Source organism: Thermobaculum terrenum ATCC BAA-798 (assembly GCF_000025005.1).
Lineage (GTDB): Bacteria > Chloroflexota > Chloroflexia > Thermobaculales > Thermobaculaceae > Thermobaculum > Thermobaculum terrenum.
Map to the genome: position 1 here is coordinate 34,983 of NC_013525.1, position 13,178 is coordinate 48,160.

Consider the following 13,178-nt stretch of genomic DNA (forward strand, 5'->3'; position numbering starts at 1 on the left):
TGGAATCTAAGTACAATTTTTACCATAATAAGGATACTAGAACCATAAGTAAGATGCCTTACAAAATGATCAGCAACAACCTTAGCTCGTATCTCGAAATAGGACCTTCTAGCTTCGTGTCCCTAGTAGGCGCTGGCGGGAAAACCACCACTATGTTCCGACTAGCTCATGAGCTATCGGACAGGGGACTAAGAGTCATAACCACTACTACAACTGCTATACAGATGCCTTCCAAAAATCAAACACCGTTGGTACTGACGCGTGAGGAAATTGAGCAGAAGGCTGATTACTTATCGGAAGCTTTAGAGAAGTACCGACATGTAACTATAGTTGGCACAATAGCACGCAAGGACAAATTATTGGGGGTAGATTTTGATTTTCTTCAGCGTGTCAAAGATATCGCTGACTCAGTGATAGCTGAAGCCGATGGGGCCAGGCACAAACTCATTAAGGCACCCGCTGAGCATGAACCTGCCGTGCCTCCGTACACTACTCACTTCGTTGCCATAGCGAGTCTTAAAGCTTTAGGCATGCCTCTATCAGAAGCGTGTCACCGACCTGAGGAGGGTCAGAAACTAGCTTGTATGGATCCTTCATTACCCCTTACCGTTGAAGCGTTTGCAAAGATACTAGGATCCCCTCTAGGCATACTAAAAGGCAAGCCTGAAGTAATCAGAAGCTATCTCCTGCTCACGGCGTTATCCCAAGACAATAAGTTGGAGGCTGAGGAGATCGCTCGAAGAGTAGTCTCCACTAACAGGAATGGTTTTGATCTTATTATCGGAGTAGATAAAGAAGGAGGACTGGTGGTCCTATAGTCAAGATCTATTGGTTACCAGATCTTCCTTTGCCATAGAGATGAAGTAAAGGTGCATGGTGGGATCTTGAGTAAGCTCTGGGTGAAAAGACGTCGCTAGTATATTACCTTGCCTCACAGCGACTATAGTACCATCCTGAAGCTTACCCAATACCTGTACCCCTGGCCCAACGGATTCCACTATCGGAGCTCTTATAAACACGGCGTGTACAGGGCGTTCGCTAACCTCCGGCATTTCTATGTCAGCTTCGAAGGAATCAAGCTGCCGGCCAAACGCGTTTCGGCGTACCTTTACGTCGAGCAGCCCAAGTAAAGGCTGCTCCATACCAACATCTTTTGATAGGAAAATCATACCTGCACAGGTACCCCACACAGGCTTCCCCTGAGCGGCAAAATCTTTCAATGGCTCCATCAGGCCATAGTTAACAGCCAGCTTCCCGATAGTAGTGCTTTCTCCCCCAGGGATGATGATCCCATCTAGTCCGTAGAGGTGTTCGGGCTTCCTAACTTCAACAGGAACAATACCTATCCTATGAAGCATCTGCTCATGCTCTCTAAAGTCCCCCTGCAGGGCCAGAACACCTATTTTCAAGTCCCTATGATCTCCGACGCTTGCGATGTCTTCCACCTCTGAACCTCTACGATGAGCTGTTACCAGCCTCTAGGAGCCATCAGCTCTTCCTGAGATAAAGTCCTAATATCGATGCCGTGCATGGCTTCGCCAAGCCCTTTACTGACTCTAACCAGCACTTCTGGATCATTATAGTGGGTAGTAGCTTCCACTATAGCTTTAGCCCTCTTGTAAGGGTCGCTTGATTTGAATATCCCACTACCTACGAAGATACCATCCACCCCTAGTTGCATCATGAGTGCAGCATCCGCAGGCGTAGCAATACCACCAGCAGCAAAGTTAACTACTGGGAGCTTACCAGTACGTGCCACCTCAGCAACTAGCTCATATGGCGCCTGAATCTGCTTAGCATAAGCCATCCATTCATCTTCAGGCATAGTAGATAGTCGACGAACCTCGCTGTATATAAGACGAGCGTGCCTGACTGCCTCTACTATGTTGCCAGTACCTGCTTCCCCCTTGAGCCTCAGCATACTAGCGCCTTCGCCCACACGTCTTAGAGCCTCGCCAAGGTCTCTAGCCCCGCAGACAAAAGGCACCTTGAATTTCTTTTTGTCTATATGGTGCATCTCATCAGCGGGCGTCAACACCTCACTTTCATCTATGTAGTCAACTCCGAGAGCCTCCAGGATCTGAGCTTCTACAAAATGGCCTATCCTAACTTTGGCCATTACTGGGATAGTAACCGCGTTCATTATCTCCTCTATGAGAGCAGGGTCGCTCATTCGAGCCACGCCACCTTGCGCCCTTATATCCGCTGGTACCCTTTCTAGGGCCATGACTGCGACAGCACCAGCGGCTTCTGCAATGCGTGCCTGCTCAGCATTTACGACGTCCATTATGACGCCGCCCTTCAACATCTCCGCCAAACCACGCTTGGTTAATTCCGTAGACTTTTCCACTTCAATAGCCTCCTGAATATATGGAGTATTAGGGTTACTCCAATAGATCATTTTAGCGCATACAAACACAGGTGTCGCAGAAAAGTTTTTATAAGAAACTCTTATGCTAGTGATAAAAGTAATTACGCAAACTATAACCATTTTAGTAGCTACATATAAGTTGTATTTAGTAAAGTGTTTACGGTATATGGTCAATGGGAGGTTAACCTTGAGCTTAGTTGATAAAATCGTTGAAGAGCCAGCAAAAGAAGAGTTGGATAGAATAAATGCTGAGCTAGAAGATGCAACACCACAAGAGATCATCAAGTGGGCCGTGGATAGGTTTGGTGATGGCTTGATCCTAGCGTGCTCCTTCGGGGGCATCTCTGGTATGGCCATTCTAGATATGGCTGTGAAGATCAAGCCTGATATAGACGTCTTCTATATAGACACTGATTTCCTGTTTCCAGAGACTCATCAGACAAAAGAGGAAGCGATCAAGCGCTACGGCATAAAGCCAATAGCTTTCAAGACAAAACTCACGCCAGAAGCCCAGGCTGAAAAGTATGGTGACGAGCTTTGGAAGAGAAATCCAGACCTCTGCTGCCACATTAGGAAGGTAGAGCCAACTCGAGAGGCACTCAAAGGCAGGTCTGCATGGATAACAGGACTTAGAAGGGATCAGTCTTCAACGCGACGAAACGTACGGCCTGTGGAGTGGGATTACAAGTTTGGACTCTACAAAATAAACCCATTGGCCTATTGGAACGAGAGGGAAGTGTGGAGATATATCTTTAAACACAACGTTCCATATAACCCTCTACACGACCAAGGGTACCCGAGCATAGGATGCACCCACTGCACCTCGCCTGTTTATGGCTCAGAAGATAGCCGTGCTGGCAGATGGGCAGGTACTGGCAAGGTGGAGTGCGGGCTGCATATCAAGCTGCCTCAGACGGAATCTTCCAGCCAGTAAGAGCAAAAAACGAGGTGAGAGCATCTCACCTTGTGAGTATTGGCACTGAGAAAACTTTTCAAAAACTTCGCATAATCTATAAACTTACAAAACAAAAGGAGGAAGCGCATTTTGGATCAAAAAGGCTTTACGGTTTGGTTTACTGGACTTTCAGGTGCTGGCAAGACTACCCTTGCTGATCGCCTTGAGCCAATCCTCAGGGAAAGAGGACTCAAAGTTGAGAAGCTAGATGGGGATGTGGTTAGGACCCACCTATCAAAGGGACTGGGCTTTTCTAAAGAGGATAGAGATACCAACATACGTCGCATAGCCTTTGTGGCACAACTGTTGACTAGGAACGGCGTAGCAGTTATAACCAGCGCTATATCTCCTTACAGAGAGACAAGGCAAGAAGCTAGAGAGATGATAGGTAATTTCGTGGAAGTGTACGTCAAGTGCTCCATAGAAGAACTCGCTAGAAGAGATGTAAAAGGTCTATATGCTAAGGCTCTGAGAGGAGAGATCCCCAACTTTACTGGCATATCCGACCCCTACGAGGAACCTCTAAATCCTGAAATAGTCGTAGATTCGGAGAAAGAAACCGTTGAGGAAAGCCTCAATAAGATAGTAACCCGCCTTGAAGAGCTAGGATACCTCCCTAAGGTAGATGTTGCCGTAGGGGCAAAGTAGTTTTCAAGAGCGAGATTTTACTCCAGGAGTTGTTCGAATGCAGCAAGAGCTGATAGATCCCCATGGTGGAAAGTTGATCAACAGAATGGCACCGCAAGAACTGCTGGAAGACTTGCGGGCTGAAGCTGCAAACCTCCCTAAAATCCCTATAAATGCTAGAGAGCAGTCTGACCTCGATCTAATAGCAGTAGGCGCATTTAGCCCACTTGAGGGCTTTATGAGCTCGGATGATTACAGGAGCGTAGTAAATAACATGCGGCTCTCCAATGGGTTGCCATGGAGCCTGCCTGTCACGCTTTCGACCACTGAAGACGTCGCAAGATCCCTAAGTATAGGGTCAAAGGCCGCTCTAACTAGAGATGAGAAAATCGTAGCGACAATAGAAGTCCAAGACATATTTAGCTACGACAAGGTCTCTGACGCAGAAAAAGTGTTTCGTACATCAGAAGAAGCCCACCCGGGCGTGAGGGCTATGTACGCCCAGGGAGAGATACTTATCGGTGGGCCAGTCACTGTTTTCGAACGGGCTCCACTACAGTTCCCTAAATACAATCGAACTCCTGCAGAGACCAGAAAGCTAATCCAGGAGAAAGGATGGAAGACCGTTGTAGGATTCCAGACTAGGAATCCAGTCCATAGAGCTCACGAATACATACAAAAATGCGCCCTAGAGACAGTAGATGGACTACTGCTTCACCCCCTAGTAGGGGAAACCAAGAGTGATGATGTACCAGCAGATGTAAGAATGAAGTGCTATGAGGTGCTGCTGGAAAATTACTACCCACGCGATCGGGTCATCCTTGGCGTGCTGCCAGCAGCCATGAGATATGCCGGGCCTAGGGAAGCTATCTTCCATGCGCTCATACGCAAGAACTATGGATGTACACACTTCATAGTAGGCAGAGATCATGCTGGTGTAGGTAACTACTATGGCACCTACGATGCTCAAAAGCTATTTGATGAGTTTGAGCCTTCCGAGCTAGGCATTACGCCAATGAAATTTGAGCATGCTTTCTGGTGCAATCAATGCGAGGCCATGGCATCAACTAAGACATGTCCACACCCTGAATCCAGCAGGGTCGTACTAAGTGGTACTAAGGTAAGGAATATGTTGGCCTCTGGGCAAATGCCTCCTAAAGAGTTCAGTAGGCCCGAGGTGGCGCAAATACTAATCGAAGCTTACAGATCTCGACAATCGGTCGCGGATCTAGCATAAATCAAAAGCATAATACCTTATGAAAAACCTGGCCAGACGCTCAGAAGAGTGGCATTTGAATAGAGATTGGGTAGTATTCCTGCTATCAGCACTCTTCCTGATAGCAATCAAGCTTGGTTTGGCGATACCTTGGAATGAGCTGTTGCCAGCATGGGCACAAGGGGGTGCACACTTTCAAATAAGAATAGCCCTTGCGGGGCTTCTTGTTGGCATACTTGTTGGCATGACAGGAATGGGGAGCGGGGCTCTCATGGCTCCGCTCCTAATACTTATCCTTAAAGTAAAACCTTCACTGGCTATCGGCTCAGATCTTGTATACGCTACTATCACCAAGGTATTTGGTGCTTTCCAGCACTATAAACATGGATCAGTGCATGTCCGACTAACGGCCTGGTTAGCTATAGGTAGCGTTCCAGGAGCACTTCTAGGAGCTGAATCAGTAGAGCTGATCCATAGATCTTATGGAGATGACGCTGAACACTTTATAACTAAAGTGCTGGCTATAACTTTCATGTTAGTTAGCACATCAATAATCTTGCGGACATTTCTCCCCATAAAAAGTTACTCTAAAGCCAACATGGAGAATTTCTCGCTAACCAGGAAGATCTTAACACCTATCCTGGGATTCTTTGTTGGATTTCTTGTTGGTCTGACCAGTGTAGGCTCAGGTAGTCTCTTGATGCCCATCCTGATAATGTTCTACCCGATGCCAACATCTACGTTAGTAGGAACTGATATATTCCACGCCGTGCTGTTGACCGGAGCCGCTGGCGCTTCCCACTTCATGGCAGGTAATGTCGATCTAATACTCGTCAGCAACCTGCTAATTGGATCAGTGCCAGGTATAGTTCTGGGTAGCAGACTTGTGAAGGTAGTACCCGAAAGACTACTACGAACCATCTTGGCTATAGTACTATTTCTAACTGGCTGGAAGCTATGGCTGAATTGACAGAGATACATCCTCATATCGAAGCTGTTAGTCAGGAGATTAAGGAAACTCCCATACACTTGTTTATATGGAGAAGAGTTCAAAGATACGCTCCCGGAATACTTTTACTGGTGGCTGTCGGCTACTTTGCGCTTGTGTGTTCATACTTTCTGACAGGGCTAAGCTATATCCCTATGTCAATACTCCTTGGAGCGTTCATAAGTAATAGTTTCGGGTTGCATCCGGCATTGGAAAAAGGAATTAGCACTTACGAGCTATGGCTCAAGGTGGGCATAGTCCTGCTTGGAGCTCAGGTTGCCTTTACGCAGTTGGGTATCTACTGGCTAAAAGTTCTGCCTTTAGCAATACTCATAGTGCTATTAGGTTTCTTCATAACTCTAGCCATAGGTAAATGCTTTAGGTTACCAAGACCTCTAACTATTCTTATAGCTGCCGGTTCCGGTATATGCGGAGTCTCAGCAATTATAAATACGTCCAAACGGATAGGTGCCAGCGAAGAAGAAACAGAATACGCAGTAGGTACAGTACTGGTTTTTGGAGCGTTAGCTATAGTCTTATATCCAATATTAGGAAGACTCCTGGGGCTATCAGAGCAGATTTACGGTACATGGACCGGACTATCCGTCAACAACACTGCGGAGGTAGTTGCTACTGGCTACACCTTAGGTGCAGTGGCTGGCACTATAGCTATAGCGACTAAACTATGTCGTATACTCACGCTTGGAGCTGTGATCTCAATTATCGATCGAATAGATAGCGGGGAAAGCACCCCAAGAGATATAACCATCCAGAACATCTGGAAGCACACGCCCAAATTCATATTGGCCTTTGTGGTTTTATCTATCGTTTCCAGTCTCGGCTTTTTATCGGCAGAAGACAAAACATCTCTATATAATCTATCTTCATGGTTCTTCCTGATGGCATTTGCGGGAATAGGGTTTAGACTAAAATGGAGCGACTTGAGCAAGGTAGGATACAGGCCACTATTGGCAGGCGGTATAAGTACGCTTTTTATAGCTTCAATATCACTTGTAATCTCAATGATAATAACCTAATCCAGACCCCTCTATATGTCAGCATACATATATTGCCACCGCGATAACAGCATATTCTAAACCTATCACACACAATTGCAGCTCCTTTATGGCAATTTGTTATTTGCCAAAAACAGGGTGCTACTAAAGTCGTTGATTTTCTCCAAAGTCCTGAATTTAGCTAAGTGGCACATTAGCGCTAATGTGCCACTTAGCTAAGTACAAACCAAGATCTAATAGTGTATCAGGACCGGCGTACCCACTTCTGCCCAGGAATACAACCAGGCCATCATGCTATAAGGTACGTTAACACATCCATGAGACCCGGTACGTGCATCGCCTGGAGGCCCGGATCCGTTAGTTCCTGGTCCATAAACGCTCCTCCATGGTGCATCGTGTATGTAGTAGCCTCCAGATCTAAACAGCAGTGCAAAGTTAGCCTTGGAAGGTGGATAGTACCATTCGGAATCCTTAGGCCATGGGGATATGAAAACTTTAGGACTAATCTTTGATAGCACATGGAATAAACCAGTGGGCGTAGGCAGTTCGGGTCTACCACTGGTAATCAGGGATACCTTGACCTGCTTTGATCCCTCATATGCAGCCAAACTTTGAGAGGAAAGATTTATATCTATCCACTTGTCGGGGAAATCCCCTTTCCAGAATGACTCATAACCTTTGTGTTCCTGATCTGATGTATCGTTCTTGATTGGTTCTGCCACTATAGCAATGTGCCTATTACCATTGACGATTGCCTTCATAGCTACCTGAGCGGTAGCTGAATAATTTATGTCCATGTCCGTTACAGAATCCTGAGGCACCCATCGCCTTATCTGCTGCTCCAGAGCATTCTCGTCCAGGTAGACCACAGTATTTTCACCAGTTCCGTACCATCTCAGGGCCAGCACCAAATCGCTTGGATCCAGCCACCAAGTTCTACCATTCAAGGACATGTAGAATCTTTCCCCAGTCCAGTAGAGCATCTTATCCAAGGCGGGTTTTAGATCATCCGATGTTACCTGAGGATAAGACGTTGTTACATCCAGGGTAACATTCCTAGTAGAGGTGGAAGCAGCATTGATTATCTTTTGCGTGGTGGATTCTATATCGACAGTGACCCCAACCGTCTCGGGCACTATATGGGCATAACCGCCAGCTACACTGAGATAAGCGTCAGAAGGATCCTTATTAACTTGCTGGGCTATCTGGTAAACAAAGCTTCTCACACTGTCATAATCGAGAACAGGCGTTATATCCTTCCCATTACCTTCCCAACGAAGCCAGCTTGCAAGCGTTGTTGAATCTATGTTCCAGTTTCCACTAGAGTAGCTAACCGTTATAGGATCAGATATAAGCTGGTTGGCAAGATCAACGGCAGGTCTTAGATCTGAGCTCCTGATTTTAGGCTCCCATCTTTGCACCTGAAGAGCAAATTGCCTGGTGTTACCAGAGCTAATAGCAGATATCAGAGCCTTCAAGTTGGCATCTATGTCTAGCCTGACGCCTATCCTTGCTGGAATTATTCTTACCTTGCCGTTATCAACGATTACTCTAGCGTTTACAGGAGAACGCTCTATGCGCTCAGCAACCCCAGATAACCATGTACGCAACTTATTCCTAGATATATAGGGTGTAGGCGGAGTATCGTCTTTATTCCACCTTAGCATCTGAACTAGGTCCTGAGGTTCGAGGGTCCAACTACGATTACGATAGGATACCTCGAAGGGTTGGTTGACCATAGCATTGGCTTTATCAACTACAGGCTTAAGACTTTCGGTAGTGAGATTAGGGTGGGTAACCTGCACAACCACATCTATAATGCCACTCTTAAATGCCTCTGTCTGTATGCGCTCTACAGTTTGATCCTCAAGAAGCGTATAACCATCTTTATGAGGCACTAACTCTACAGACTGCGACAGTACTTTTATCCTGGCATCAACAGGATCAGAATCTATCTCCTGGCTAATATCCTCCAGCCAGTTCCTAATTGGAGCTTCAAGTAGATATGGCTTAGGCAACTTACCTGAAGTATCCAACCGCAGCAGCTGCCTAACCTCAGATACCGGCATAGCCCATTGCTTATCACCAAACTTCAGAGTTAGAGGTCTGTTCCAAGCGGCTACCAATCCTTTATAGATTGGTTGTAAATCGCTGTCCTCAATAGAAGGACGTGTGTATATGACCTTAAGTGATACAGTTGTGCTCTTTTCGTATGCTCTCGGGATGGAATTAGAGAGACTCTTGAGGTTGGAGTCTATATCTAACTTGACTCCCACTTGTGAAGTAATAAACCTGGGACCATCCTCGCCCAGTATGATTTTGGCATTCCTAACTGGGCGATCAACAGTAGAAGCTATAGATTCCAGAGTATCTCTGGTCTTGGCATTATTAAGGGATACAACAGGAGCTACCTCATGATCACTAAAAGGTGCCATGAAACGCTGGAGCCACCTTGAGGCAAAGGCATCCGAACGGCCAAACTGGTAGGCTGAGTCAACCATTGCCTGGATATCAAATCTGACTCCGAGATCTGAAGACTTTACCTGGAATCTATGTTTGTCAGCAGTGAGAACTACTGGCGACTCTAAGAGTTTATCTGCCCTAGATTGTAGTAATCTTGCAGCTTCCTGCTTAGTCTTTCCAGAGAGATCAACCCCAAGGACTTTTACCCCTGGGTAAATCTTGCCAGAATAAGCAATAGCATATATACCTGAAGCAGCTAGCAAGAGCAGTATAAATGCTAGCATTCCAGCTAGTAACAACCTGTTACGATTCCAGGACAACTTAGCTAGTCCGAAGGCAGAGGGCAGAGTTCTTACCTGACCAGTTTCCATAAATCCAACCCCTACTCAAACACCAACAAGAGTGAAAATAAAATATGTTACTTTATAAGACAAACCAATAATAAATATTTGTTGACTAATTGGGTACTTCCGCTTGAAAGCTATGGTTATACCAGTAGTTAAAACTACATGAATAACAGGAAGTTACGATGCAATGAAGCAAGATTTATTCCAAAATTATGCATCTACGACTAAGTCAAGATTAGGATCAACATCTAGATCTAACTGGTCCGTCTTGCCTCGAATGTACCTATAGTAGGCCAATCCCCCTATCATCGCAGCGTTATCCGTACAGTACTCAAACTTGGGAACACGCACCTTTTCCCCAAGCTCCTGCTTTATCCTCTCCCTCAGCCTTGTGTTGGCCGCTACACCGCCGGCTATGACTACCTCCTTTGCAGCGGTCTGCTCGGCTGCAGCTACAGTTTTGCGAACGAGTATATCAACTACTGACTCCTGGAACCCATTAGCCAAAGCATACACATCTACATTCTCAGAAGACTCAACGGCCCTTAGCAGGGCTGTTTTCAGACCGCTAAAGCTGAAGTTAAAAGTTCCCGGTAACTCTGCTCTCGGTAATACAAACTCTCTTCCCTCTGCTTTCTCAGCCGCCTTCTGAATTGCTGGCCCTCCTGGAAATCCTAGGCCCAAAATCCTTGCGGCTTTATCAAAGGCTTCACCTGCAGCGTCATCAAGAGTGCGTCCTAGCCTTTCATAGACTCCATGATCCTTCATTAGGATGAGTTCCGTATGTCCACCCGACACTATAAGAGCAAGCAGTGGAAATTGTGGTATATGTCGAGGAGCGTTGGGATCTTCCTGCAACCAGTTGGCGTATATATGCCCTTCTATATGGTTGGAGCCTATAAGAGGCAAATCTCTAGCCCAGGCTATACCCTTAGCCGTGTTAACACCAACCAGTAAGGACCCCACTAATCCTGGTCCCTTAGTTACTGCTATTGCATCTATATCTTCCCATCCTACTTGAGCTTTAGATAAAGACTCCTCTATGGTAGGCAGTATTGCTAATACGTGCTGCCTACTAGCAACCTCTGGGAAAACCCCCCCAAAGCGACGGTGTATATCTATCTGAGAAGCCACTATGTTTGACTTGACTAAGTAACCATCCGCAATTACCGCCGCGCTAGTCTCATCACAACTTGTCTCTATAGCCAATATGTTCATGGTACCTCCTTATCTGAAAGAGCTAAGGAGACTCCCTATCTACATGCTCTATATGCTCTCCAACATGTCTATGGGAGGCATCTTCCATAGAATCATCCTCCAATAGCAGCTGTCCATTCAGCTTTTCAAAAAGCTCGCGCTTGAGACTTTCAAACTTATTGGCAAACTCATCTGTATCTATACGGTCCGACCACATTACAAGAGCATCTTCCCCATTGTCGCTGTAATAGCGCCTTCTGTAGCCAGCATTTTTGAAGGTGTACTTGCGATACAGGGTCTGAGCTACGTGATTCGAAACCCTGGCCTCAAGAGTCATCCTATGAACACCATTCTTCCTAGCATAGTCTATAAGACTAACTAACAATAGCTCACCTAATTTCTTTCCTCTGAACTGGGGAAGAACGGCTATAGTCGTCACGTGCGCCTCCTCCCCAATGATCCAAAGCCCCGCGTACCCAATAATGGGATTGGGATTAGGCTCTAACTTCTCATCCTTTAGAAAAGGCAGGATATTCGCTAGTACACCATGCCTGCTCATATCCTTGTCCTTAAGGGGCCCTTCTCCGACTCTGCGAAGCACTATGTAATAATTCCTATCCGGGTGCTCTATCTCTCTTCTGTAAGCACTAGGAGGCCAGGGAGTTGAAAAAGATATACGATCTATTTCAGCCACTTCAGGGATATCTTCAACCTTCATGCGCTCGATTTTGAAGGGCATAGCTCTACAACCTTTGCCTTTTCTTTGCTGTCATACTTGTAGAACCCTACTTACGATCAAGATATTCCGCTTGTAAAGTGGCCGGATTATCCACAGACCCCAATCTAAATCTCTGCCAGGCGATCTCAGCAAGGACTGCCAGACGCCTGCTAGACTCTGCTGGGGATAGCAACAAATACCTAGTACTATCTTTCAGATTCTCCTTCAACTCAACTGGAATATCCCCACACAGTAGAACCCTATCGTAAGGCAGAGAATCTAATTCGTTAGCTAGCTCCTGCAAGGATAAACTCCTGCACCATTGTAAGCTAAGGTTTCCCCCATCTTCAGATGCATAAAGCGCAGCAGCCAGCCTACCTCTACCTAGCACAAGACAGGCCACAATATGCTTACAGAAGTACCTGTAGGGCCATGCGGCGTAGAGGAGAGTAGGCACGCCTATGATGGGTACACCTAGAGCCTTACATATGCCCTTAGCGGTTGCCATGCCCACCCTCATGGCAGTGAACGACCCCGGACCAGTAGTTACAGCAACCGCAGATATGCTCTCCTTGGAGAGCCTCAATTGCTTGAAGGCGTAATCTAGCCAAGGCATAAGTTGAACAGTATGCGACCTGCCCGAATCCCAGGATAAATCAAGCAAATTCTCACCGTTGCGGTTAATAGCCAATCCACATCTACGATCAGAAGTATCCAGAGCAAGTATTAGATCCTTTGCCAACTAACTCTCCTTATCAAAGGCAACTTTATCCTGCCTGAGTTTATCTTCCAGGGCAGTTAGCAGCGTCAAGAACCTTTTACCACTAGCAGCAAGCGTTATCCTGCGGTTGTTTTCATCAATCCATTCAAAGTTTACATCTAATTTCTCTGGAGGCAACAAATCCTTTATGACCTCAGGCCATTCTACAAGAGCAACGCCTTCATCCATTATGAGCTCATCAGCTCCAAATCCTTCTGCTTCCTGCCTGCTACTTATTCTGTATAGGTCCAAGTGATAAAGGGTTATCTCCGGCCTTTTAGTACTGTGGTAGATATTCACCAGACCAAAAGACGGACTAACTACAGCCTCTCGTACTCCGAGCCCCTCTGCCAAGCCCTGAGTAAAAGTGGTCTTTCCCACTCCGAAACCACCCCATAGTGGTATCACATCGCCAGGCTGCACTAGCTGTGCTAGAGTTCTACCTAAGTCTTTCGTCTCTTCGGCGTTATGAGTCAGTAGTACAAGCCTATCTAACTGCTGCAGCATTAGTATCCACTCG

General features: G+C 46.3%; 12 protein-coding genes and 1 pseudogene. 6 read left to right on the plus strand and 7 right to left on the minus strand.

Annotated features, from left to right (window positions below):
• Positions 1–65 precede the first annotated feature (65 nt).
• A complete protein-coding gene (gene yqeC / locus TTER_RS14435) occupies positions 66–818 on the plus strand; it encodes a selenium cofactor biosynthesis protein YqeC (protein ID WP_169302589.1) in 753 nt (250 codons plus the stop codon).
• Here yqeC and pdxT read toward each other — a convergent pair whose 3' ends face one another.
• Complete coding sequence (pdxT, locus tag TTER_RS00175; protein WP_012873993.1) at positions 819–1,409, minus strand: pyridoxal 5'-phosphate synthase glutaminase subunit PdxT; 591 nt, start codon at positions 1,407–1,409, stop codon at positions 819–821.
• 59 nt (positions 1,410–1,468) lie between these two features.
• A complete protein-coding gene (gene pdxS / locus TTER_RS00180) occupies positions 1,469–2,350 on the minus strand; it encodes a pyridoxal 5'-phosphate synthase lyase subunit PdxS (RefSeq protein ID WP_041424283.1) in 882 nt (293 codons plus the stop codon).
• A 208-nt stretch (positions 2,351–2,558) separates the two neighbouring features.
• Here pdxS and TTER_RS00185 point away from each other — a divergent pair, with 208 nt between their 5' ends.
• The 5 genes from TTER_RS00185 to TTER_RS00205 all read left to right on the plus strand — a co-directional run bounded on the left by TTER_RS00185 (position 2,559) and on the right by TTER_RS00205 (position 7,194).
• Positions 2,559–3,305: a phosphoadenylyl-sulfate reductase gene (locus TTER_RS00185; RefSeq protein ID WP_012873995.1), complete on the plus strand. Its 747-nt coding sequence runs from the start codon at positions 2,559–2,561 to the stop codon at positions 3,303–3,305.
• A gap of 78 nt (positions 3,306–3,383) precedes the next feature.
• Positions 3,384–3,974, plus strand: coding sequence for an adenylyl-sulfate kinase (cysC, locus tag TTER_RS00190; RefSeq protein WP_083768728.1), 591 nt, complete (start codon positions 3,384–3,386; stop codon positions 3,972–3,974).
• 37 nt (positions 3,975–4,011) lie between these two features.
• The gene (sat, locus tag TTER_RS00195) at positions 4,012–5,190 is read left to right on the plus strand and encodes a sulfate adenylyltransferase (RefSeq protein WP_012873997.1); all 1,179 of its coding nucleotides are present in this window, start codon (positions 4,012–4,014) and stop codon (positions 5,188–5,190) included.
• A 55-nt stretch (positions 5,191–5,245) separates the two neighbouring features.
• Positions 5,246–6,139, plus strand: a complete 894-nt coding sequence (locus tag TTER_RS00200; protein ID WP_049822910.1) for a sulfite exporter TauE/SafE family protein — start codon at positions 5,246–5,248, stop codon at positions 6,137–6,139.
• Entirely contained in the window at positions 6,127–7,194 is a 1,068-nt protein-coding gene (locus TTER_RS00205) for a YeiH family protein (protein ID WP_049822911.1), read from the plus strand. The genes TTER_RS00200 and TTER_RS00205 overlap by 13 nt, the downstream gene beginning before the upstream one ends.
• Positions 7,195–7,406: 212 nt before the next feature.
• On the opposite strand, the gene TTER_RS00210 is transcribed toward TTER_RS00205, so the two are convergent.
• From TTER_RS00210 to tsaE, 5 genes and pseudogenes are all read right to left on the minus strand, one after another.
• Complete coding sequence (locus tag TTER_RS00210) at positions 7,407–10,007, minus strand: peptidoglycan binding domain-containing protein (RefSeq protein ID WP_012874000.1); 2,601 nt, start codon at positions 10,005–10,007, stop codon at positions 7,407–7,409.
• A 186-nt stretch (positions 10,008–10,193) separates the two neighbouring features.
• The gene (tsaD, locus tag TTER_RS00215) at positions 10,194–11,201 is read right to left on the minus strand and encodes a tRNA (adenosine(37)-N6)-threonylcarbamoyltransferase complex transferase subunit TsaD (protein WP_012874001.1); all 1,008 of its coding nucleotides are present in this window, start codon (positions 11,199–11,201) and stop codon (positions 10,194–10,196) included.
• Positions 11,202–11,391: 190 nt separating this feature from the next.
• A pseudogene (rimI, locus tag TTER_RS00220) lies at positions 11,392–11,919 on the minus strand (ribosomal protein S18-alanine N-acetyltransferase); the annotation flags it as partial.
• A 46-nt stretch (positions 11,920–11,965) separates the two neighbouring features.
• Entirely contained in the window at positions 11,966–12,640 is a 675-nt protein-coding gene (gene tsaB / locus TTER_RS00225; protein ID WP_012874003.1) for a tRNA (adenosine(37)-N6)-threonylcarbamoyltransferase complex dimerization subunit type 1 TsaB, read from the minus strand.
• On the minus strand, positions 12,641–13,165 hold the full coding sequence (tsaE, locus tag TTER_RS00230) for a tRNA (adenosine(37)-N6)-threonylcarbamoyltransferase complex ATPase subunit type 1 TsaE (protein WP_012874004.1): 525 nt from the start codon (positions 13,163–13,165) through the stop codon (positions 12,641–12,643). It abuts the gene before it with no gap.
• Positions 13,166–13,178: the final 13 nt, after the last annotated feature.